The organism is Providencia sp. PROV119 (genome assembly GCF_028482435.1).
Taxonomy (GTDB): Bacteria; Pseudomonadota; Gammaproteobacteria; order Enterobacterales; family Enterobacteriaceae; genus Providencia; species Providencia stuartii.
In genome coordinates this window covers 19,619-42,888 of sequence record NZ_JAMPQL010000013.1, presented here as the reverse complement: position 1 = coordinate 42,888, position 23,270 = coordinate 19,619, and the positions used below count along the sequence as shown (strand labels likewise).

The 23,270-nt window shown below is 43.1% G+C and carries 18 protein-coding genes and 4 tRNA genes; 4 read left to right on the top strand and 18 right to left on the bottom strand.

Features of this window, described 5'->3' with window-relative positions; genetic code table 11:
• The first annotated feature begins 107 nt into the window (after window positions 1-107).
• Genes hemC through hemY form a run of 4 tightly spaced genes read left to right on the top strand, consistent with a single transcriptional unit; the run spans window position 108 to window position 4,230 of the window.
• A complete protein-coding gene (gene hemC, locus PSF11_RS12160; RefSeq protein ID WP_004915533.1) occupies window positions 108-1,052 on the top strand; it encodes a hydroxymethylbilane synthase in 945 nt (314 codons plus the stop codon).
• Window positions 1,049-1,804, top strand: coding sequence for a uroporphyrinogen-III synthase (locus PSF11_RS12155; protein WP_004915530.1), 756 nt, complete (start codon window positions 1,049-1,051; stop codon window positions 1,802-1,804). The genes hemC and PSF11_RS12155 overlap by 4 nt, the downstream gene beginning before the upstream one ends.
• 3 nt (window positions 1,805-1,807) lie before the next feature.
• Window positions 1,808-3,034 carry a uroporphyrinogen-III C-methyltransferase gene (gene hemX, locus PSF11_RS12150; protein WP_072502695.1) on the top strand — a complete coding sequence of 409 codons (1,227 nt, stop codon included), beginning with the start codon at window positions 1,808-1,810 and terminating at the stop codon, window positions 3,032-3,034.
• A gap of 2 nt (window positions 3,035-3,036) precedes the next feature.
• Complete coding sequence (hemY, locus tag PSF11_RS12145; RefSeq protein ID WP_053110824.1) at window positions 3,037-4,230, top strand: protoheme IX biogenesis protein HemY; 1,194 nt, start codon at window positions 3,037-3,039, stop codon at window positions 4,228-4,230.
• 1,386 nt (window positions 4,231-5,616) lie between these two features.
• Here hemY and PSF11_RS12140 read toward each other — a convergent pair.
• The 18 genes from PSF11_RS12140 to rho form a co-directional block, all read right to left on the bottom strand.
• Window positions 5,617-5,693 (bottom strand) — tRNA-Pro (locus PSF11_RS12140).
• Between the two features lie 30 nt (window positions 5,694-5,723).
• Window positions 5,724-5,809, bottom strand: a tRNA-Leu gene (locus tag PSF11_RS12135).
• A gap of 15 nt (window positions 5,810-5,824) precedes the next feature.
• Window positions 5,825-5,900: transfer RNA gene (locus PSF11_RS12130), tRNA-His, on the bottom strand.
• Window positions 5,901-5,981: 81 nt separating this feature from the next.
• A tRNA-Arg gene (locus PSF11_RS12125) sits at window positions 5,982-6,058 on the bottom strand.
• Window positions 6,059-6,213: 155 nt separating this feature from the next.
• Window positions 6,214-7,602 (bottom strand): bifunctional threonine/serine APC transporter ThrP, encoded by a 1,389-nt coding sequence (gene thrP, locus PSF11_RS12120; protein WP_072502694.1) that lies wholly within the window; start codon window positions 7,600-7,602, stop codon window positions 6,214-6,216.
• A gap of 289 nt (window positions 7,603-7,891) precedes the next feature.
• Entirely contained in the window at window positions 7,892-8,629 is a 738-nt protein-coding gene (gene wecG, locus PSF11_RS12115) for a lipopolysaccharide N-acetylmannosaminouronosyltransferase (RefSeq protein ID WP_072502693.1), read from the bottom strand.
• Between the two features lie 9 nt (window positions 8,630-8,638).
• Complete coding sequence (gene wzyE / locus PSF11_RS12110) at window positions 8,639-9,994, bottom strand: ECA oligosaccharide polymerase (RefSeq protein ID WP_004915508.1); 1,356 nt, start codon at window positions 9,992-9,994, stop codon at window positions 8,639-8,641.
• Window positions 9,991-11,073 (bottom strand): TDP-N-acetylfucosamine:lipid II N-acetylfucosaminyltransferase, encoded by a 1,083-nt coding sequence (locus tag PSF11_RS12105; protein WP_072502692.1) that lies wholly within the window; start codon window positions 11,071-11,073, stop codon window positions 9,991-9,993. The genes wzyE and PSF11_RS12105 overlap by 4 nt, the downstream gene beginning before the upstream one ends.
• Window positions 11,070-12,320, bottom strand: a complete 1,251-nt coding sequence (wzxE, locus tag PSF11_RS12100; protein ID WP_061064478.1) for a lipid III flippase WzxE — start codon at window positions 12,318-12,320, stop codon at window positions 11,070-11,072. Before wzxE ends, PSF11_RS12105 begins: the two co-directional genes overlap by 4 nt.
• Complete coding sequence (gene rffA, locus PSF11_RS12095; RefSeq protein ID WP_004915497.1) at window positions 12,320-13,450, bottom strand: dTDP-4-amino-4,6-dideoxygalactose transaminase; 1,131 nt, start codon at window positions 13,448-13,450, stop codon at window positions 12,320-12,322. Before rffA ends, wzxE begins: the two co-directional genes overlap by 1 nt.
• Window positions 13,437-14,177 (bottom strand): dTDP-4-amino-4,6-dideoxy-D-galactose acyltransferase, encoded by a 741-nt coding sequence (gene rffC, locus PSF11_RS12090; RefSeq protein WP_072502691.1) that lies wholly within the window; start codon window positions 14,175-14,177, stop codon window positions 13,437-13,439. The genes rffA and rffC overlap by 14 nt, the downstream gene beginning before the upstream one ends.
• Window positions 14,155-15,036, bottom strand: coding sequence for a glucose-1-phosphate thymidylyltransferase RfbA (gene rfbA, locus PSF11_RS12085; protein WP_004915489.1), 882 nt, complete (start codon window positions 15,034-15,036; stop codon window positions 14,155-14,157). Before rfbA ends, rffC begins: the two co-directional genes overlap by 23 nt.
• A gap of 9 nt (window positions 15,037-15,045) precedes the next feature.
• Window positions 15,046-16,113 (bottom strand): dTDP-glucose 4,6-dehydratase, encoded by a 1,068-nt coding sequence (rffG, locus tag PSF11_RS12080; protein ID WP_072502690.1) that lies wholly within the window; start codon window positions 16,111-16,113, stop codon window positions 15,046-15,048.
• Window positions 16,110-17,372 carry a UDP-N-acetyl-D-mannosamine dehydrogenase gene (wecC, locus tag PSF11_RS12075; RefSeq protein ID WP_004915484.1) on the bottom strand — a complete coding sequence of 421 codons (1,263 nt, stop codon included), beginning with the start codon at window positions 17,370-17,372 and terminating at the stop codon, window positions 16,110-16,112. The genes rffG and wecC overlap by 4 nt, the downstream gene beginning before the upstream one ends.
• Window positions 17,369-18,499, bottom strand: coding sequence for a non-hydrolyzing UDP-N-acetylglucosamine 2-epimerase (gene wecB, locus PSF11_RS12070; protein ID WP_004915481.1), 1,131 nt, complete (start codon window positions 18,497-18,499; stop codon window positions 17,369-17,371). Before wecB ends, wecC begins: the two co-directional genes overlap by 4 nt.
• A gap of 95 nt (window positions 18,500-18,594) precedes the next feature.
• On the bottom strand, window positions 18,595-19,653 hold the full coding sequence (gene wzzE, locus PSF11_RS12065; protein WP_014657281.1) for an ECA polysaccharide chain length modulation protein: 1,059 nt from the start codon (window positions 19,651-19,653) through the stop codon (window positions 18,595-18,597).
• A gap of 31 nt (window positions 19,654-19,684) precedes the next feature.
• Window positions 19,685-20,773, bottom strand: coding sequence for a UDP-N-acetylglucosamine--undecaprenyl-phosphate N-acetylglucosaminephosphotransferase (gene wecA, locus PSF11_RS12060; RefSeq protein WP_004915476.1), 1,089 nt, complete (start codon window positions 20,771-20,773; stop codon window positions 19,685-19,687).
• A 724-nt stretch (window positions 20,774-21,497) separates the two neighbouring features.
• A complete protein-coding gene (gene rho / locus PSF11_RS12055) occupies window positions 21,498-22,757 on the bottom strand; it encodes a transcription termination factor Rho (protein WP_004915469.1) in 1,260 nt (419 codons plus the stop codon).
• Window positions 22,758-23,270: the final 513 nt, after the last annotated feature.

Here is a 23,270-nt window from a genome sequence, read left to right as displayed (position 1 = left end):
ACGGAGGGTTTAGGAGGCCCTAACTGGAAAACCCATCGCTAAAATGTTAAAACTAGGGATAATTGTATGGTTAATCTATGGCAGTTTATGCCTGAGAAAGCAGCGAAATGACATCAACGAATATTGTCCGTATTGCAACACGTAAAAGCCCTTTAGCTCTGTGGCAAGCTTACTTTGTTAAAGAGAAGCTAGAGCAATTTCATCCAGGCTTACAAGTTGAGCTAGTTCCCATGGTCACTAAAGGCGATATCATTCTAGATACGCCACTCGCCAAAGTCGGCGGTAAAGGCCTATTTGTTAAAGAGCTGGAGCTTGCCCTGCTGGAAAAACGGGCCGATATTGCCGTTCACTCAATGAAAGATGTTCCCGTTGAATTCCCTGAGGGCCTAGGGCTGGTGACAATTTGTGAACGTGAAGATCCCCGCGATGCTTTCGTGTCTAATCAATATGATAGTCTTGATGCGCTACCTGCGGGCAGTGTCGTTGGTACATCCAGCCTACGCCGCCAATGCCAATTAAGGGAACTACGCCCTGACCTTGTTATCCGTGACCTACGAGGTAATGTTGGTACGCGTCTCTCAAAGCTGGATAACGGGGAATATGATGCCATCATTTTGGCTGTCGCTGGGCTGAAACGGTTAGGTCTAGAAGCGCGAATTCGTACAGCATTAGCACCAGAGCAATCTCTGCCCGCAGTTGGGCAAGGTGCGGTGGGCATCGAATGCCGCCTAGATGATGAACGCACTCGCCAACTACTTGAAAAGCTTAATGATGATAATACTTCTGTCTGTGTGCTTGCTGAACGTGCAATGAACATGCGCCTTGAAGGCGGCTGCCAAGTGCCTATCGGTAGCTATGCAATTTGGCAAGATGGACAAATTTGGCTACGTGCACTAGTTGGCGCGCCAGATGGCAGTCAAGTTATCCGTGGGGAACGTTTAACCACACCAGAGCAAGCCACTCAAGCAGGCATCTCCCTCGCTGAGGAGCTGCTTGATAAAGGTGCACGTGAAATACTGGCGGAAGTTTACCAAGGAAATCCGCCAGCATGAAGGTATTAGTCACTCGGCCGGAGCCTGCTGGCTCTGAGCTTGTTGCTGCCATCAAAGCAAAAGGGGCAGAAGCATTCGCTTTGCCACTTATTCAGGTGGGGCCGGGGGCTGAATTAGACTTACTCGGATCACGCCTTCAACAGCTCACTCAAAATGATTTAGTTTTTCTTTTATCTAAAAATGCGGTCTGGTATGCAGATTTAACCCTTAAACAAGCAGGACGCAACTGGTCAGATAAGTTATCCTATTATGGGATCGGTCGTTCAACTGGTCAGTATTTTGAGGCGCTAACAAGTAAAATGATCCGCTGGCCTGAGCATGGCGAAACCAGCGAAGCATTGCTAAGCCTTCCTGAATTACAGTTTCTTGAAGGGAAACGTGCGCTGCTCTTACGGGGCAATGGTGGTAGGGAACTCCTCGCCTCTACGTTACGGTCTAGGGGAGCGCAGGTGGAATATTGCGAATGTTATACAAGACACCCTGTTTTGTATGATAAAGCAGAGTTTAATCAACAATGGGTTAATAAGGGCATTACAGATATTGTTATCAGTAGTGGTCAAATGTTAGCCTTATTAAATGAATTGATCGCTGAAAATACAAAAGCATGGTGGTTTAATCGCCGTTTATTGGTTGTCAGCGAACGGATTGCAGACCAAGCTCGCCAAATTGGCTGGCAACAGGTCTGTGTGGCAAATAGCGCAGATAATAATGCTTTATTAGAAGCATTACTCTCAACCGACATGGGATGCTAATTTATGACGGAACACGATAAATCTACCGAAACGGTCAACAACGATACTGTCGCGGATACCCCAAACAACCGCCAAACTAAGCCGTCTTCGGAGCAAAAACGTTCTGGTCTCATCGGTAGTGCCATCGCTATCGCTATTATCATCGCTATCGGCGGTGGTATTTATTATTTTACTCAACAAAGTAATACACAACTCGCTAATGAAAATAGTGAGTTAAAAAAACAGTTGAGTGAATTAATTGAACAACAAAAAGCGGATAGGCAACGTTTAGATTCTCTGGTCGCTTCACAGTCAGCACTAAGCTCACAAGCTCGCGAGTATGAAGATCAACTAAACCGCCGTATGCAAGAGCTACAAGCGCACGTCAATGCATTATCCAGTTCAGACGTAAAAAGCTGGTTACTGGCGCAAGCTGACTTTATGGTCAAAATGGCAGGCAGAAAATTGTGGAATGATCACGACCCAGTTACTGCCGCCGTACTTTTGAAAAGCGCCGATTCCAGCCTTGCAGAGATGAATGATCCTAGCCTTTTGGATATTCGTAAAGCGATTAAAAATGATATTGCTAGCTTAGCGGCTATCAACCAAGTCGATTACGACGGTATTATTCTACGTTTGAACCAGTTAAGTAATGAAGTTGACAACTTGCGCCTAAACGATATCAATAGCGGTGATGCCAAAGTTGATGATGACGAACAGGTCTCCGGTGATATTGCCGACTGGAAACAGAACTTATCACGCAGTTGGAAAAGCTTTACCAGTGATTTTATTACTGTACGTGCTCGTGATGGCTCTGAAGCGCCACTGCTTGCGCCAAATCAGGACATCTATTTACGTGAAAACATTCGTTCTCAATTACTCATTGCTGCACAAGCGGTTCCTCGCTATCAAGAAGAGACCTATAAGCAATCTTTAGAGCAAGTCTCTACTTGGGTACGTGCCTATTTTGATGTGAATGCACCGGCAACCAAAGCTTTCCTTGCTGAAGTTGATGAGTTACTTAATCAATCAATCGACACTGAAATGCCTGATACATTAGAAAGTCAGCCAAAACTTGAAAAAGTTATGCAGGCACGTGTTCGTAACCTACTTGCCCAATCAGAGGAAAGTGCAAAAGCGTCAGCAACCCCCGCAGTAAAGGAGGAAAAACAACCTTCTGAAACTGAGGCTAAACCCGAAAAATCAGAAAGTTCGGTCGTTACAGCACCAACTAATGAGCAGAAGGGGTAATTATGATTAAAGTATTCATCCTCTTTATTGTTCTGATCGCAGGCATTATCTTAGGGCCGCTATTAGCCGGTCACCAAGGCTATGTCTTCATCCGTACAGATAATTATGACATTACGACCAGTGTCACCAGTTTAGTTCTGTCTTTTATATTACTACAATTCGTATTGCTCTTTTTAGGTTGGTGCTATCGTCGTTTTATCAGCACAACCTCTCGGACTAAAGGCTGGGTGAGTGGTCGTAAGTACCATAAAGCGCACTCGCAAACCCAAAAAGCCCTCTTAAAGCTAGCTGAAGGGGATTTCGATCAAGTCGAAAAGTTGATGAGTAAGCATGCTGACTTCTCTCAACAGCCTGTTATCAACTACTTACTGGCTGCTGAAGCCGCGCAACAGCGTGGTGATGAATACCGAACTCACCAATATCTCAATAGAGCCGCAGAAGTGGCTGGCAGTGATCAACTGCCTGTAGATATCAGCCGTGTTCGTATTCAATTAGCGGAAGATGAGGTCTATGCGGCTCGAACTGGCATCGACAAACTTCTTGATCAAGCCCCAAGACACCCTGAGATTTTACGCCTTGCCGAGCAAGCCTATCTACGTTCTGGCGCTTATCAAGCACTGATTGAGCTACTGCCTGTCATGGCAAAAGTCCAGCTGCACAGTGAAGATGAGTTAGAAGCCTTAAAGCTCAAAGCTTATAAGGGGTTAATGAACCAGTGTATGGCAGAAAACGGTAGCGAAGGTCTTAAAGATTGGTGGAAAGCACAGCCGCGTAAAATTCGCCATGAAATCGCATTACAATCTTTCTTAGCTGAACATTTAATTGAATGTAATGACATGGAAAGCGCTGAGAAAATTATTATTGATGGCTTAAAGCAACAATATGATGAGCGCTTATTACTGTTAGCCCCAAGGCTACGTAGTGATAAACCAGAGCAACTGGAAAAAGTGTTAAAACAGTTGGTTAAACAATCTGGAGCAACGCCATTACTCAATAGCACAATGGGGCAAATCGCCTTGCAGCATGCGCAATGGGAACACGCGGAGTCTTATTTCAAAGCAGCATTAGCACAGCGTTTCGATGCACACGACGCCGCTTGGCTAGCCGATGCGCTAGATAAGCTACATAAAGCCGAAGAAGCTGCAAAAATTCGCCAAGAAGCGTTGCTACATTCACTGAAGAAAGATCGAAGTTAATAACTGTAGCAATAAATGTTTATAATAAAAAAGCTCCGTTCATATGCGGAGCTTTTTATTTGTTATTATTCCTTCTAAAAAGAATCATAGTTAATTGAATATTTTTTATTAACCATCTTATGATTAATAGTCAACCTACTTATTAAACCCATCTAAAAAAGAACTTAACTGTGCATTATGAAATTAAAAGCGCACAAATAAAGCTGAAAAATAATTGATTTTCGCATAACATCAAACAAAGCAACTGTTGTTCTGTAATATATCATTTACATAGTGTATAAATAATACATTGCCTTTGATTTAACCGGACTCAGGATATCTACATGAATGTAATTAAAACTATTTGGTGCTGGATTATTGCAACCCCAAATCGACTGCAAATATTTTTTGATCTTTTACTTCTCATTTTGTCACCCTTTGTTTTTATCACGATTATCGGTTTCAATACCGTTGATTTAAACAAAGACATCTTCATCATTACATTCATTATTCTTTGCTATACCTACATTACTCGTTGGTTTAGCAAATGGTTCTGTAACCGAAAAAATTAATCTAATGTATGATGTGAACTGATTTCCTCAAGCAACAAAATACGGTTCAAGAGGGGATCAGTTTTGGCTGATGAGTTCGCATGCAAAAAAAACACCTGCCAACAATGACAGGTGTAAATATACAATCAGGTCTACAGACGGATGGTGCCTCACTCAACGTTTCGTCCATGGGTTGATGAGAAGAGGATGAGCTCTTGTTCATCTATATTGGACAATAGGCACCGATAATCGGCTTTGCATCATTCCTAGGTTTATGAAGCATTGCTATCATAATGAGTGGAATGAGCATCTACATAATAAGTAATGCAGGATGCGTGCCAACTTTTCCAAAACAGAAATATGGCTATTTTTTATCCCGTTTTTTTAGCAAGCCTGCGAGATGACATCGTTTTTTTCAAATATCCACTATTTTAGCCAGCGATACTCGCTATCCATCATGACGACAGCCCGACTTCGCTGTCTCAATTCAGAGACACCAAATAACTATTAGTTATTTATTCATATAAATCATGATGTTATATGTCTCCATTTGGAGACAGCAAAATATAGCTTTGTATCTATTTTACGACATCAACTATTATCAATGAAAAATAACCAATAAAAGCAATTAATTAGAGATAGTTTATTCCCCAAAAATAGCACGTCCAGTCTGCATTTAAAAACAGTGAAAAACATAGGGAAGTAAACAACATTTCAGGTCGAGGGATAATGACCACACAACAATCAAGTGCGAAAGATTAGATAAGCTAGGAGAGGAAAAGGATTGATTCCGCCGATAATGGGTATGCGCTAAAAAGCAAAAACCCCGCTTATTCAAAGCGGGGTTTTCTAAATTTGGTCGGCGAGAGAGGATTCGAACCTCCGACCCACTGGTCCCAAACCAGTTGCGCTACCAAGCTGCGCTACTCGCCGATACTATTTGAATTTTCTTCACTCTTTTCGTGGTGCGAAAGGGGGGACTTGAACCCCCACGTCCTGAGGACACTAACACCTGAAGCTAGCGCGTCTACCAATTCCGCCACCCTCGCAATGTCACAAAAGAATGGGGTGGCTAATGGGACTCGAACCCACGACAACTGGAATCACAATCCAGGGCTCTACCAACTGAGCTATAGCCACCATAACTTCACTTTATTCAAAGCGTTGCTATTATACTACATACAACATTGTCTTGCCAACCGTAGCCGCACGCTAATTTAATGGCGCGCCCGACAGGATTCGAACCTGAGACCTCTGCCTCCGGAGGGCAGCGCTCTATCCAGCTGAGCTACGGGCGCTTAACGCCGTTGCGGGTGTGGATAGTACGGATTTAATCACTCCCTGTCTAGTCCTTTTTTCAATAAAAATATCGATTGCTTGCCTTTTGCTCGTTTTGTCGATAAAGAGAGCATTTTTCCTCTCTTTATCACGAAAATGTTAAATAAAAATATCATCAAGAGTGGATTGTACTATCGCCTTGACCACGATTGATGATCCGGAGCAAAAAGTACAGGATAGACACTACCGCTAAAAAGATAGCGCCAACAATTAACGATAACCGCGTCTCAGGGTTAATCGCCATCCCTACCAACACACAAACTAAAAACAGTAAGGTGGCATAGTTCACCCAAGGAAATAAAATGGATTTAAATGGGTGTTGAGCTAGCTTATCTTTGTTTTGCTGACGAAAGCGGAGCTGACTAGTCAAAATAACCAACCAAGGCACCATACCGGGTAGAACGCTCGCACTATAGACATAAACAAAGACTTTCTCTGAGTCAGGAATAATATAATTTAAACTTGAGCCGACTAATAGACACAGTATCGTGAAGCCAACACAGCGCGCTGGCACGCCATTACGTGTGAGTTTCAATAATGAAGGTGGTAGTTGCTTGTTTTGAGCTAACGCATACAGCATTCGCCCTCCACTGTACATGCCACTATTACAACCGGACAACGCGGCAGTTAGTACGACAAAGTTAATGACAGCCGCCGCCGAAACAATACCAACTTTCGCAAAGGTCAGTACAAATGGGCTACCTTGTTGACCAACTTCAGTCCAAGGAAACAAAGTCACGACAATAAAAATGGCGCCGACATAAAAAATTAAAATACGCCATAGAATATTATTGATCGCCTTTTTCAACGTAACCTGTGGATTTTTAGCTTCACCGGCGGTGATCCCCACTAGCTCTACCCCTTGGTAAGAAGCGACAACAATACATAATGCAAACAGGAACCCTTTCCAACCCCCCGCAAAAAAACCGCCATGCTCTGTTAAATTACCAAGGCCTATTGGCTCAAAATGGTTACCGATCCCAAGGAATATTAGCCCTAAGCCGATTAAAATCATGACAACAATAGTTGTCACCTTTATCATCGCAAACCAAAATTCTAGCTCACCATACAACCTAACCGCCGCAAGGTTCGCTAAGGCCACCAAGATAACGGCGGTTAAGGCAAATACCCACTGAGGTGCATCGGGGAACCAATAGGAAGCATAAGAGCCGATGGCGGTGATCTCTGAGATACCCACAGCCACCCACATAAACCAGTAGCCCCACGCCGTTAAACATCCCCAAAATGGGCTTAAATATTTATAACCAAAGGCAGCAAAAGAGCCTGTCACAGGCTCTACAAACAACATTTCCCCCATTGAGCGCATAATAAAAAAGACAAAAATGCCTGCAATAATATAGGCTAACAATACTGAAGGACCTGCCCACTTTAAGGTGCTCGCTGACCCCATAAAAAGGCCAACACCGATTGTTCCACCTAGTGCAATCAGCTCAATATGACGTGCCTCTAAGCCTCGCTGTAGCCCTTGCTGTGAATTCTCCATAAATTCCCCTGTCGTAACAAAAAAGATAAATCATGGCTTATGAGTATTTATAGTAATAAGCACAATCAATATTCATAAAAAGACTGTTTTATCAGTCGAAAAAAATGACATATTCAAGTGTTTGAACCGAAAGCTCGTAACTTACATGTATTTTTGATGAATTATAGAAATAATTGAAGAAAGAGACCAGAAGTAACGTTTATGTTATTAAAGGGAGGTGAAAATTGACAAGATGGTGACATGTCACAGCGCAATAAAGGTAACTTACGCCGTGACATGCTATGCAAAACTACAGCTTGCCGCCATAGTAGTAAGCTAAAAATTTCAACAATTTAAACTGTCTTTTAATGCGGGTCGGCTGAGATAATAAGCGATATAACCACTCTAACCCTAAATTTTGCCAGACTTTAGGGGCGCGTTTTACGTGCCCAGTAAAGACATCGTAAGTGCCACCAACGCCCATATAGAGTGCATCTGGGTAAACTTTTCGACAATCGCGCATTAAGATCTCTTGCTTGGGTGACCCCATCGCGACTGTTACAATTTTTGCGCCGCTGGCTCGAATTCGCTCAAACAGAGTATCTCTATCCTCTGCCGTAAAATAGCCATTTTGTGAGCCAACAATATTCACATTCCACTGTGCTCGTAGCTTATTCTCTGTTTGCTCAAGGATCTCCGGCTTACCACCGACTAAAAAAACAGGCGTGCCTTCTTTCCCTGCGCGTTCCATTAACGCTTCCCAAAGATCAGCTCCCGCTACACGAGAGACTTGCGCTTGAGGGTATTTACGGCGAATAGCGCGCACAATACTGATACCATCTGCATAGAGATATTCCGCTTGCCCAAGCAACGTATTTAATGCCGCATCCTTTTCTGCTGTCATCACTTTTTCAGCATTGATAGCCACCAGCGTACCTGATTTTGTTTCACCGTCTGCAAATAGGTGATCCAGAAAATGCGTCATATCTTTGAAGCCCCATATTTGGTGGCCTCTGATACTATATTGTGGAATAGATTGCTGTTCCATAATGCTCCTTTAGCGGTCTCCGCGACGTTGGCTTCCTAAGTAAGAAGCTGTTTTTGCCCGAATAAGCCCCGCACTTTCAAATAACCAGTACAGTAATTTCGCCAGAATCAAACAAAGTCCGAAAATGAGGCAGAAAAAGACTACGCGTGACACGAAGGAGTCGACCCCTTCACGTGCTAACACAATGATGTTAAAAATAGCCCCAAAGCAAAAAGCTTGCATAATGGCGGCTTTATAGCGATTTGACTCTTTTAGGCTCATGCCGTAGATCCAGTCAAACCATTTAATGATTAACCCAACCACAATCGCGCCGAGTAGGATAAATGGCACGCCCCCCATCACCACTAATGAACCAATCAATGTAGGCGAAATTGCCAATCCAGAGTGGTTATTGAGCACTTCCCAAGTAAAGTAGTTTGCTGAGTTCAGTACCGTGTCAGGTCGTTCAGGCCATAACCACGATGGAATGAAGACATAAAAATCACGCACAATAGGCGCCAAACCTTGGAATTCTATCTTGTCATAGTGACTCAACAATAGAGCAAGGTTTTCCCATGGTGAGAAGGTATCTCGGGTCAGATATAAGAAGGTATAAAACGCCTCTGCACCACTCACATCTAGGCCATAGCGTTTTAACGCTAGCCAGAACATACCGATAATACTCGCGACACCTGCCGCCACTAGCATCCAAAGTGTGATCCACCTTCTGACGATACCAATAAACAAAAATAGGGCGAATGCAATAATGATATTGGCTCGCGTTCCGCCAACAATCACATACGTCAGAAAACCGAATGCAACGGTACTGACGAGAAAGAAAAGCCAGCGTTTTTGTGATGGTCGCAAGAAGTACACAATCAACATTGCAGGGATAAAGAAGTAGAAAAAGCGCTTTAGCGCGACCCCTGAAACCTGACTGGAGAATATTTGGCTATACGATTTAAGTTTGAACAGTAAAAAACCATTCTGTAAGAAAAAGATCCCTACTGTCACCACCGCAACCGCAATCAACAATAAGCAGGTTAGGTTCGTTTCCACTTTATTCATGGTGAAGAGCGGTCGCTTAGCAGTGGTCGCACTTTTGGTTAGGCGTGTTTTATAAGCAACATAATAAATAGCATAAAAACTGGTTGCCGCCAGTTGAGCGTAGAGCAAATACTCAGCCGGAACGACTGCCACATCAAATTGGAAAACCAGAGCACAAGTCAGCGGAAAACCAAAATAAAATGTCAGTAAATACAACAGCGAAAAGAAAATATTAAAATTAAAACGTACACGTCGAAACTCTGTGTAGAGCAGTGTTCCGATAAAGATAATGGAGATTAGATAGACAAGCGATAAGCCCCCTAACTCGGCTAAGGTCATGCCTGCTCCTCCGCAACACCTAAAATCGTTTTCCAACCATCCGTAAAGTTAGGGGCAAAAAAATCGATATGTTGTTTATCCAGCAACGTCATTTGCCGTTGAGCCTCATCAACAAGGCCTAACGATAGCTCATCGCCATAGAAAAAGACGGGCACATTCTGTGCCGTTAAATCCTGCCAAAAGGTATTTTGTCGGCTGATCACAAACGGGATACCAAACTGGATCAACAGGCACAGCGTTCCCACCCCTTGCTGGCGATTAAAGATAAAATAGCCTAAATCACATGTCCTCAATAAATCGAGGTAATCCGCAAACGCCATCCGCTCTTTTAAGATACTGACTTGGTCTGCCTTAAATAGCGTTTGAGCCGCCTTCTCGACCTGTTGGATATAAGCTTGGTTATTATCCGGATACCCCATCGGTACGATGACCTTAACTTGCTCACCAAATTGCTGTTTAATCGCGCTCAGAGCCTCTATATGACGATTTGATTGATCACCTGAGTTACCTAATAGGATTGTCAATGTCTCGCCCTGACGCGCTGGACGCTCATTTAACGTCAGAGCAGGATCCATTCGTGTTGGGAAGTATAAAATTGAGGCCGGTACTTTTGGGTTAGATTGCTGGAAATAACATAAATCACCGCGGGTCGCACAAACGTGCCCCACTTTTTTTTGCGCCAAACGACGCAATACATAAAAAAGCTTAAACTTTAATGATTTTGACTCTTCATACAGGTCTGCCCCCCAAATATGCCACCAAAACTGGTGAGATTTAATTTTACCAAATAGGAGGGCTAACCAAATCGGCGCGTTAAACTGACCATGAAAGAAAAAACGTTCTCGGCGATCTGCCATTGCACGTTGGATCACCGCATTCGCTATCGCTTTTTTACCTTCAAAAACATCGATATTCAGCTTTGGATATGCAGCCGCAAGCTGAGTATCGCGACTAACCACCATAAAATGGGGTTTTTGTGACGCTGTATTTTCCTTACAGATCACGTCATTAAAAAACGTCAACACCGTTTGATTATGGTGAGGGAGTTCAGATCCCAGTACATGTATTAAGGTTGTCATACTCGCCTACGGTAAATCAAAAATACGCAACAACAGAGGAGAAAATACACGATGTATGTCGCCATATAGGCTTGTGTTGCCCCTACAGCCCCGTGCATAGGTATCAGCCAATGGGAAAAGCCCATTAAGAGAATAAACTGGCTCACCTCAGTTAAAATATAAAAACGCAATGCCGCCTTCGCAATCACAAGATAACCAAAGACATATGCACCGACTTTCAGCACATCGCCCACTAATTGCCATGCGAATAAGTCTCGCATTCCATTAAATTTTTCAGAAAACAGCAACCAAATCGCAAAGTCACGTAATAGCCACACCATAAAACTGGCTACGGCGACAGCAGGTAACACAAATTTTAACGTCTTAAGGATCTCAGCAGAAATTTCATTTTTATGTTGTAGCCGAGAGAGTGTAGGCAGCAAATACACAGAAAATGTCGCGGTAATAAACTGCAAGTAAGCATCTGAAATTGTACTAACCCCTGTCCATAAGCCTACATCATCCCAACTATATTGTGCTGCGAGCAAATTCCGCATCATGATATAGGCAACGGGCAAAGTCACCGACGTAATTAACGCCATAATGGTAAATTTGCCTAGGTTAGTCGCCACGGCTTTATCCCAAGCAGGCTTTAACATCGATAATGCAAACCGCTTACGGCGAATCATCATCAAGGCAGCAGGTAAAACCACTAATGCAGGAACCAATGCCAAGCCAGCTAAAGCGCCATCATAACCACCTAATGTGTAGCATAAATAATAGGCAACTACACCAATTATACTCCCAAAGATAATCGATTGAGCATTACCCGATGCGTCTCGATAACCTTTAAGGATCGCCAAGAAGTAGTTAGCGTAAGCAATGCCCATCTGAATAAAGGCAACCGCCTGAATAACAGATTGATAGTCCTTGCTGTCGAATAGCCCTTCACTTATTGGGCCACTAAAAAGCAGGAATATCAGCGCTAATAGTGTCGAAAAACCAAGAATAAGTGTTGATGATGTCCCTAATACCGCACGTAACTTTTCAGGGTCTTGATGGTGTTCTGCGACATATTTAGTCACACCATTAAAAATACCCGCTCCCGATAAAACACCCAACACTGTGATTAACTGGCGGAAGTTCCCCGCCAGACCAACCCCACTCGGGCCAAACGTGACTGCTAATAATTTGACGATAAGTAGGCCTGCCCCGATTTTTATCAGGGTAGACCCAGCAGTCCAAACTGAAGCTTTGGCTAACGACATTAGGCAAAAAACGCCTTAATTTTTGCAATTACCGTTTGTTGTTCATCATCTGTCATATTGTAGAACATAGGCAGACGCACTAAACGGTCACTTTCACTGGTCGTATAACGGTCTTCACCGTGGAAACGTCCAAATTCTTCCCCAGCAGGGCTAGTATGCAACGCAACATAGTGGAACACCGTTAAAACGCCATTTGATTTCATGTATTCATTAAAAGCAGTACGCTCTTCAACATCTTTTAGCTTGATGTAGAACATATGGGCGTTATGCACTAACCCTTCGGGCACGATAGGTAATGCAAGTTTACCTTCCTGCGCTAATGGTGATAACGCCTCATAGTAGCGTTGCCATAGTAGCAATCGGCGATCATTGATTTTTTCAGCTTCTTCAAGCTGAGCCCACAAATAAGCCGCTTGTAAATCTGACAAGAGATAGCTGGAACCAATATCACGCCAAGTGTACTTATCTACCTGACCACGGAAAAACTGACTGCGGTTAGTTCCTTTTTCACGGATCACTTCGGCACGGTTAATCAACGACTTATCATTGACCAGTGTTGCCCCGCCTTCACCACCTGACGAGTAGTTTTTCGTTTCATGGAAACTATAGCAGCCGATATGACCAATAGTACCTAATGCTCGGCCTTTGTATGTCGACATAACACCTTGTGCCGCATCTTCAATCACAAATAGGTTATGTTTTTTCGCGATAGCCATGATGGTATCCATTTCGCAAGCGACGCCCGCATAATGGACTGGAACGATAGCACGAGTACGTTCGGTGATTGCAGCTTCAATTTTTGTTTCATCCATGTTCATGGTGTCTGGACGTACATCCACGAAAACAATGGTAGCCCCTCTTAATACAAACGCATTTGAGGTAGAAACGAAGGTAAAGCTTGGCATGATCACTTCATCACCAGGCTTGATGTTAATTAGGATCGCCGCCATCTCTAACGAAGCGGTACAAGAAGGTGTTAACTGGACTTTAGGGCAATCAAAGCGCTTTTCCATCCACTCTTCACAACGTTTTGTAAAACCACCATCACCACATAGCTTGCCGCTTTCCATGGCTTGCTTCATATACGTTAATTCAGTTCCTACAACGGGTGGTTTATTAAATGGAATCATGTTGTCCCCTATATAACCAATAAGCAGTGCTAGCAACCGAAGCACCACTACGTGAATAAAGATTTAATGCCGCAATATTGCTGATTTGGGTAGCCACATTTAACTGTCTTTTTTCGTGTTGCTCACACCAGACAACGGCTGCGGACATCAATTTACGGCCAATTCCTCGCCCTGTAGCGCTAGGCATAACAGCGAGTAGGCCGATACGCGCTGTGTCATCATCAAGGTGTCTCAAACTCACAAAGCCTAAGATATCCCCCGACGCGTCTTTTACTAATAAACAAGTATGGTCAAATGTGCCTAAAACCGCTTTTTCTATCCATAGTGCATAAAAACGCCCACTGTCGCCTTCACGATACCAAGGAGACCGAAAACGGCTTTGGCTAAACACTTGTGCCGCCGCATGGCGTAATACAGGAATATCTTCCGCAACAGCGGGTTCAACCCGATCTGTTGCCACTAATCGACTTTTTAAATAAGCATTTTCTGTGCCAATAGTCAGCGCAAAATCAATTTCACCTTCGACGAAAGAGAAACCAAGCTGCATTAGCCCATCTAAACGCTCAGTATCACTAGCAAGTATCTTGGCTTGAGTAATAGCATAACCGTCTAATTGGCTTGCAAGAACCGTCTCAGCGTGTGGCGCTGCGAAATCTAATTTCGCCGTAGGGAGTCCGAAAAAATCAGACTCCCATTGTAGACAATCAATACTGGCGCGGACGGACACGGAGGAGATCCTCTAAATATTGGCCATAACCCGTTTTACTCAGTTGTTTTGCCGATGCCTGAACTTGCTCATCAGACAACCAACCATTACGCCATGCAATTTCTTCTAAACAGGCGACTTTGAAACCTTGACGTTTTTCAACCGTTTGTACAAAAGTACCCGCTTCAATTAAGCTATCGTGAGTGCCCGTATCTAGCCATGCAAAGCCACGCCCCAACAGTTCGACGTTTAGCTCACCTTTGTCCAAATACATTTGGTTGATAGAGGTAATTTCCAGCTCCCCTCGCTCTGAAGGTTTCACCTGCTTAGCGAAATCAACGACCTGATTATCGTAGAAATAAAGCCCCGTCACCGCCCAGTTAGAAAGCGGCTTTTTCGGTTTTTCTTCGATGGATAACACTTTGAAGTCATCATCAAACTCCACCACACCAAAACGCTCTGGATCCATAACTTGATAACCAAATACCGTGGCACCTTGTGTTCTTGCCGCAACGGATTTCAGTTTTGGACTAAATGAATGACCAAAGAAGATGTTGTCACCTAGCACCAAGCAGCATGCATCACCATTGATAAACTCTTCACCAATAATAAACGCTTGAGCAAGGCCATCCGGTGAAGGCTGCTCGGCATAACTCAGCTGAATGCCAAACTCATGTCCATCACCAAGTAAGCGTTTAAACATGGGCAGATCATCCGGAGTAGAAATAATCAATATCTCCCGGATCCCTGCCAACATCAGTACTGACAATGGATAATAGATCATCGGTTTATCATAGATAGGTAATAACTGTTTCGAGATGCCCCGTGTAATCGGATGCAAACGCGTTCCCGAACCACCAGCCAATATAATCCCTTTCATGATCCCCCCTTAAGCGCCTAAACCAAGGCGTTCTCCTGCATAAGAACCATCTTGCACACGACGCCACCAAGTTTCGTTATTCAGATACCACTGCACTGTCTTACGGATCCCTGATTCGAATGTTTCTTGAGGCGTCCAACCTAATTCACGTGCGATTTTATCGGCATCAATGGCATAGCGCATGTCATGACCCGGCCTATCCGTCACATAAGTGATAAGGTCACGGTAATGTGCAACCCCTTCTGGCTTCTGCGGATGAAGTTCTTCAAGTAGCTCACAAATAGTCTCGACCACATCAATATTACGACGTTCATTGTGACCACCAATGTTATAAGTGGTACCCGGCTGTGCTGTCGTTGCCACCAAATATAAGGCGCGAGCATGGTCTTCAACAAATAACCAATCGCGGATCTGCTCACCTTTGCCATAAACAGGTAATGGCTTACCCGCTAACGCATTGATGATAATCAGCGGGATCAGTTTTTCTGGAAAATGGTATGGCCCATAATTATTTGAGCAATTGGTGATCATGGTTGGCAGGCCATAAGTACGCTGCCAAGCCCGCACTAAATGGTCACTCGATGCTTTAGAAGCCGAATAAGGGCTGCTTGGCGCATAAGGCGTGGTTTCAGTAAAGAAACCGTCCGGCCCTTCCAAATCGCCATACACTTCGTCAGTTGAGATGTGATGGAAACGGAATTGCGCTTTTTTCGCGGCATCTAAGCCCATCCAGTAATGACGAGCCGCCTCTAATAGCGTGTATGTACCGACAATATTGGTTTCAATAAAGGTGGCAGGGCCATCAATAGAGCGGTCAACATGGCTTTCTGCGGCTAAATGCATCACGGCATCGGGTTGATATTTCGCAAAAACGCGGTCTAACTCAGCGCGATGGCAAATATTCACTTGCTCAAACGCATAGCGGTCGCTATTTGACACCTCACTGAGTGACTCTAAATTGCCCGCATAAGTTAAACAGTCTACGACAACCGCACTGTCGTTAGTATTTTCAATGATATGACGAACAACCGCAGAGCCGATAAAACCGGCTCCACCTGTGATTAGTATGCGTTTCAACGCCAAACTCCTTTGGTATCCACAACCCATTTTTGCTGAATCAATGAACCTTGAATGGCTTTAAATTGGTTATGATCCACCAGCATTAAAATCACATCAGCATTGGTGATTGCATCTTCAATCGATGCCAGCTCTACAATGCCTTTTAGTGCCGTTGGCAATTCATGGATATGTGGCTCAACCGCATACGTTTTACCTTTATTCCAGCTCGCCACCATTTTCGTGATATGCATCGCTGGGCTTTCACGCAAATCGTCAATATTGGGTTTAAATGATAGACCAAAGCAGGCAATAGTCACTTCGCTCGCCTTTTTACCTGTTTCAGCTAAACAATCTGCCACCGCAGCTTTGACCTGATCAACAACCCAAATTGGTTTGCCATCATTGACTAAACGCGCGGTGTGGATCAAACGAGACTGTTGTGGGTTTTGTGCCACAATGAACCATGGGTCAACGGCAATACAGTGTCCACCAACACCTGGGCCCGGCTGTAGAATATTGACGCGAGGGTGACGATTCGCCAAACGGATCAGTTCCCACACATTGATATCTTGTTCGGCACAAATCAGTGAGAGTTCGTTTGCAAATGCGATGTTCACATCTCGGAAGCTGTTTTCTGTCAGCTTACACATCTCGGCGGTTCTTGCATTCGTGATAACACATTCGCCTTCAAGGAAAATGTTATACAGCTCGCTCGCACGTAATGATGATTTTGGCGTCATACCACCAACAACACGGTCATTTTTAATCAATTCAACCATGACTTGACCCGGTAAGACACGCTCAGGGCAATAAGCCACATCAATATCCGCCGCTTCCCCTGCTTGGTGAGGGAAAGTGAGATCAGGACGCGCTTGAGCCATCCATTCAGACATCTGTTCAGTCGTGCCAACAGGAGAAGTAGACTCTAAAATGACTAAATCCCCTTTTTTCAATACCGGAGCGATAGACTCTGCGGCTGCTCTTACATAAGTAAGATCAGGTTCATGTTCACCTTTAAATGGGGTTGGCACTGCTATCAAATAGGCATCGGCAGGCTGTGGTTTAGTAAAAGCTTTCAGATGACCTGCTTCAACCGCGCTTTTTACGACGAGGTCAAGCTCTGGCTCGACAATATGGATTTTCCCCTGATTAATGGTATCAACCGCATGCTGGTTGACATCAACGCCAATCACTTGCTTTTTGCGTGACGCAAAAGCGGCTGCTGTTGGCAAACCAATATAACCAAGGCCGATAACAGAAATAGTTTCAAAACTCATAATTTCACCTGATTGCTTTTTAGTGCTTCAAGAATACGCTGACAAGCATGACCATCCCCATAGGGGTTATGCGCGCGGCTCATTGCATGATATTCCGCTTCATCTGTCAGTAACCGGTTAACTTCTGCAACAATTTTTTGTGTATCTGTACCCACAAGACGCACTGTTCCAGCTTCAACAGCTTCAGGGCGTTCTGTGGTATCTCTCATAACTAAAACAGGTTTGCCTAGTGATGGCGCCTCTTCTTGGATCCCGCCAGAATCGGTCAAGATCAGGTAGGCATGGTTCATCAAATAGACAAAGGGTAAATACTCCTGAGGAGTAATCAGAATAATATTATCAATGCCATGTAAAATACGTTTTACGGGTTCACTGACATTCGGGTTTAAATGCACAGGGTAAACCACCTGAACATCAGGATGGCTTTGTGCAATTTCAGCCAAAGCATGACAAATACGTTCAAATCCACCACCAAAGCTTTCACGGCGATGGCCTGTGACTAAAATCATTTTCTTATTGGGATCAATAAACGGGTAATTCGCCGCCAATTTATCAGCCATGTGCTGGTCGCTCATCACTTTATCGCGAACCCACAGCAAAGCATCAATCACACTATTTCCCGTCACAAAAATATGATTGTCGGGAATAGACTCTTTTAGTAAGTTTTGACGCGAATTTTCAGTTGGCGCGAAATGGTACATTGCAAGGTGCCCCGCAATCTTACGATTCGCTTCCTCTGGCCATGGTGAGTAGAGGTTACCTGTACGTAAGCCTGCCTCCACATGGCCAACAGGAATACGGTGGTAGAAAGCCGCTAAGCTCGTTGCCATTGTCGTCGCAGTATCCCCATGCACTAACACCACATCAGGTTGGAAATCGGCAAATACGTTTTTCAACCCTTCAAGAATACGACACGTAATATCGGTTAAATCTTGCCCTGGCTTCATAATATTGAGATCGTAATCGGGAGTAATCTCAAATAGCTTCAGTACCTGATCGAGCATTTCTCGGTGCTGGGCCGTCACACAGACTTTGGCTTCAAAAGCCGCATCCTTAGCAAGTGCATGAACCAACGGTGCCATCTTAATGGCTTCTGGTCGAGTGCCGAATACAGTCAATACTTTCACAGTGACTCTCTTATATTTATCTAATGCAGTTAGCTGCTTTTATTTATAATGACATTACACAGTGGCTGACATCATCGACAGCCACCTATTCAAAATCAGGACGGGCGACGGCGTGCAAGTACCACACCAGCACCAACCAATGCACCGATAGCTCCCCATAGAACCATCATAAAGGCTCTACGTGGGCTGTCACGTTTGACGGGGTCTTCAGGTGTTCTCAAATAGCGATAAGCCTGAAAACTGTCTTGGAGAGTGGGACCAACACTCAGTGTAGATAACATTGCGATGTTTTGGTCATAATCAGTGTCGTGATCAGGGCCTGTCGCTTTTAATGTTTCAATCTGAGCTTCAAGTAATGGAACCCCTAATAGGAACATTTTAGAATCAGGAATTTCATCAACTGGTGCCGAGCTTTGATTACGCGAAATTCCCTGCTTTTGCGCAACTTTCAATGCTTGTTCGAGTAAATTTAAGCGTCTTTCATACGCAGCTTGAGCAACCATATCTTCGCGTTTCACTAACGCTTTCATTGATTGCATTTTCGTTGCCCACGTTCCCTTAATTTCATCATTCAAGTTGGCTGTTGCACGTTGGTTAGCAAACTGTATGTACTCACGTAAAAGCTGATTAGCGTCCGTGGACGTTTCCGCAATCAACTTAATGCTATCAGTGAGATTTTTTAGATTATCCGCGGGCGTGAATTCAATATTGTTAATCAATTCATCCAATAACGCCGCATCTGCTTTAGGGTCATTCTCTAAACGCTGCTTATAATAATCCGTCGTTAACCAAAACTGACGACGGGTATCATAAGAACCCACTTGCTTAATAAACTCTTGGTAAGCCTCATTCGCAATCGTTGGCAATTGCCCTTCTTGACCCGTCGAGTTAATACGGGAATCCAGGTTTCGTAAAAACTGTTGTTGCGAATAATAACTACCCAAATTGTTCACGGTTGGCAGGTCTGTGATCGCGGTTGAACTCCATTTTTGCTGCATAAAATAGGATGCACCCAACGCAATAGCGGCGAAAATCACCGCAAATGCCACGATCCAAATTTTACCTTGCCACAAAGAGCGGCATAAACCACGGATATCCAATTCCGGTTCTATCGGCGGCTGATACTGATTAGGTTGCGTTTCTGAGTTTTTCACTGCACAGAACCTCTATTATTTCCGTTTGTCGTTACCGTACTGCACCACCTCTACGCATACGACGTCTGACGCGCTTAATAAAACGAGCTACTTTCCATGCCCGTTTGATGCAGTAACCATACATAAAGAATACAAGCAAAAACAATGCCAACATGACCCATTCAGGTACAAATGTTAAGCGTTCACCAATAATTCCTATACATGCCAAAATGGCTGCTGCCAGTGTAATCAGAACAAAAGCCCCTCTTGGGCTAAAACCTGAACGCATAATCAAGTGATGAATGTGCTGACGGTCAGGTGAAAATGGACTCATACCTTTACGGATACGACGGTACATAATCGCCACCATATCCATCAATGGGATCGCAATAATCCATAATGCTGTCACAGGGTTGATTGGACGCCCTGCTTCCTGAGTTGATTCGACTAGGATCCAAATAATTGTAAAACCAATCAGTGTGCTTCCCGCATCACCCATAAAGACTTTAAAACGACGACCTAGTACACCTAAATTTAGGAAGATATAAGGAAGGATAGCTGCAATAAAGGCAAAACACCAAAATGCTAATCCATAATTGCCATTTTGATATAACAAAAAGCCTAATGCACCGAAAGAGACACAAGATAGCCCACCGAGTAACCCATCAATACCATCAACCATGTTGAACGCATTAATAGCTGCCCAAACAGCAAACAGTGTCACGATATAACCAAATGGCCCAAGCACTAACTCCCATGGCCCAAACGCATGACCTAATGACTCTAGTTTTAAGTCAGCCACGGTCATCATGACGACAGCGACTACGGCTTGTACACCTGCTCTTAACTTAACGCTGATATCAAACCGGTCATCTAACGCACCAATCAATACCAATAAGCCTGCACAGATTAAATATAACCATTTATGGGGTATATATTCTTCTGTAATAACAAACGCGAAGCAGATACCAAAAAAGACCGTTATCCCCCCAACTAAAGGGACCAGACCTACGTGTTTTTTTCTGAAGTTAGGTTTATCAACCAGCCCGATCTTCGTTGCCACAACTCGAGCGATAAAAATAAACACTAACGTGAACAAAAAAACGTAAAAAAGACTAGCAATAAATTGTGCGGTGTCCACGAGTCAACTCTCTTATTTTTTTATCTAACCAACCTAAAACCACAATGCCTTAGCTTATATTGCCTCAATAACAGGCAGCTAAGGTATTATCATCTCAAAAGAGATAAGTTCCATAAGACGAGTCTTCAATAACTATCACAATAACCCTATAAAGGCTTACCTAGTTGTTATTAGTGTAGCTTTTGTTCAATCATGTCTTATTAATGGATTTTATACTTAATGAAAGCAAGATGCATGCCATAAAGAACAATGTTTCTCTATGATTATAATTTTAGGCTGTTTTTCGTTTAATAAATGAACCTTTCCCAACCAATCAGAAAATGCCATTACGTAAATGATATCGTCATTAAATAAATACATGAAATACATGTATTAACTTAAAACAGTCAAACTTTGAATAAAACAATAAATCTATTTCATCCAACAAATTGATTTTCCATTTTGTGGCGACAAAAATCCAATATAAAAAGTACTATTTTTTATATAATTACTATTCTATTACTGTGAATGGCATCTCAATATTATAAATTGTTATCATCCAATGGTGAGTAAGTTGAATTTATATAAAAACATAACTTAAATTTAATTTACATAACAAATAAATAACAGAGCTATATAATAAGAAATAATTTCGATATTCATCAGAAAAATCAGTAAAAAAAATAAAAAAGCGCTGTCAAAAATTGACAGCGCTTTTTAAATTTAACAATTAGGAAGTTAGCAATTATGCTCTTTTCATAAAGTCGAAAAATTCTTCGTTCGTTTTCGTCATTGCTAATTTACTAATGAGGAATTCCATTGCATCGATCTCACCCATAGGATGAATGATCTTACGTAAAATCCACATTTTTTGTAATTCATCTTGTGAAGTTAACAGCTCTTCTTTACGTGTACCTGAACGGTTATAGTCAATCGCAGGGAAAACACGTTTTTCAGCGATCTTACGAGACAGGTGTAGTTCCATGTTACCTGTACCTTTAAACTCTTCGTAAATCACTTCGTCCATTTTGGAGCCTGTGTCGACGAGCGCTGTTGCAATAATGGTTAAACTACCACCTTCTTCAACGTTACGTGCTGCACCAAAGAAACGCTTCGGACGGTGTAACGCATTCGCATCCACACCACCTGTTAAGACTTTACCTGATGAAGGAACAACAGTGTTATACGCTCGCGCAAGACGAGTAATAGAATCAAGTAAAATGATAACGTCTTTTTTATGTTCAACTAAGCGTTTAGCTTTTTCAATCACCATTTCGGCGACTTGAACGTGACGTGCTGCTGGCTCATCAAACGTTGAAGCGATTACTTCACCTTTAACTAGGCGTTGCATTTCGGTAACTTCTTCTGGACGCTCATCAATAAGCAGAACCATCAAAACACAATCAGGGTAGTTATGTGCAATGTTAGCCGCGATATTTTGCAGCAACATGGTTTTACCTGCTTTTGGTGGAGCAACGATCAAACCACGTTGCCCACGGCCGATAGGCGCAGCTAAATCCAAAACACGCGCGGTTAAATCTTCTGTAGAACCGTTTCCACGTTCCATACGAAGACGATTGTTAGCATGTAATGGGGTTAAGTTTTCAAAGAGAATTTTGCTGCGGGCATTTTCAGGTTTATCAAAGTTAACTTCATTAACTTTCAATAGGGCAAAATAGCGTTCACCTTCTTTAGGAGGACGGATTTTTCCTGAAATTGTATCGCCTGTGCGAAGGTTGAAGCGGCGAATTTGGCTGGGAGAAACGTAGATATCATCGGGGCCTGCGAGGTAGGAACTGTCTGCTGAACGGAGGAAACCAAATCCATCCTGCAATATTTCCAGAACGCCATCGCCGAAGATATCCTCCCCGCTTTTAGCATGCTGCTTCAAAATCGAGAAGATAATATCCTGCTTTCTCATACGGGCTAAGTTTTCTAGCCCCATGTTTTCGCCTAATGTAATCAATTCTGATACTGGCGTATTTTTTAATTCGGTAAGATTCATAATGGTGGGTTCTTTAACTCGGGGTAATTCTCGAACTATGAACGTAAATTGAAGACAACTATATATAAGCTATATAAGTGCCAGTTTAACTTTATAACGCCCTGTTGATAGTTACAAACATCAACGGCTCAACAACGCGTAAAAATTCTTGCGCTTGTTATTGCTAAGACTGCGCTAACATATCGCGGCGATTCATCGGAATGATGTGCGGCTTATTATTAGAAACACAAACAATATTAGCAATAGTTTTTTGTGCATTTAAGGCAACATCTATCCCAATATCGCAAATTTACAGCTTTCAAAGCACTAAAACGCAAAACTCATGCCCTGAAACCCATCCCTAACTAGAACGCCTTCATACGGCTAATCCATATCTATCTTGAATTGATATTGTCAATTTACCACGAATGAAATGATTGAATGCGGCTAGCGCGACAACTCAATTTTCAAATTGATAATTCCAGAAATCAACACATTATCAGCCCTAGATCACAATATATGAACCACAACTGA

Excerpts from the sequence above, each read along its gene's own strand:
- wzxE (WP_061064478.1), bottom strand. The coding sequence starts at position 12,320 with ATGTCGTTAGCCAAAGCTTCAGTTTGGACTGCTGGGTCTACCCTGATA.
- wecG (WP_072502693.1), bottom strand. The coding sequence starts at position 8,629 with ATGGAACAGCAATCTATTCCACAATATAGTATCAGAGGCCACCAAATA.
- hemY (WP_053110824.1), top strand. The coding sequence starts at position 3,037 with ATGATTAAAGTATTCATCCTCTTTATTGTTCTGATCGCAGGCATTATC.
- rffA (WP_004915497.1), bottom strand. The coding sequence starts at position 13,450 with ATGATTCCATTTAATAAACCACCCGTTGTAGGAACTGAATTAACGTAT.
- wecC (WP_004915484.1), bottom strand. The coding sequence starts at position 17,372 with ATGAGTTTTGAAACTATTTCTGTTATCGGCCTTGGTTATATTGGTTTG.
- rfbA (WP_004915489.1), bottom strand. The coding sequence starts at position 15,036 with ATGAAAGGGATTATATTGGCTGGTGGTTCGGGAACGCGTTTGCATCCG.
- hemX (WP_072502695.1), top strand. The coding sequence starts at position 1,808 with ATGACGGAACACGATAAATCTACCGAAACGGTCAACAACGATACTGTC.
- wzyE (WP_004915508.1), bottom strand. The coding sequence starts at position 9,994 with ATGACCTTAGCCGAGTTAGGGGGCTTATCGCTTGTCTATCTAATCTCC.
- PSF11_RS12155 (WP_004915530.1), top strand. The coding sequence starts at position 1,049 with ATGAAGGTATTAGTCACTCGGCCGGAGCCTGCTGGCTCTGAGCTTGTT.
- thrP (WP_072502694.1), bottom strand. The coding sequence starts at position 7,602 with ATGGAGAATTCACAGCAAGGGCTACAGCGAGGCTTAGAGGCACGTCAT.
- rho (WP_004915469.1), bottom strand. The coding sequence starts at position 22,757 with ATGAATCTTACCGAATTAAAAAATACGCCAGTATCAGAATTGATTACA.
- hemC (WP_004915533.1), top strand. The coding sequence starts at position 108 with ATGACATCAACGAATATTGTCCGTATTGCAACACGTAAAAGCCCTTTA.
- PSF11_RS12105 (WP_072502692.1), bottom strand. The coding sequence starts at position 11,073 with ATGACAACCTTAATACATGTACTGGGATCTGAACTCCCTCACCATAAT.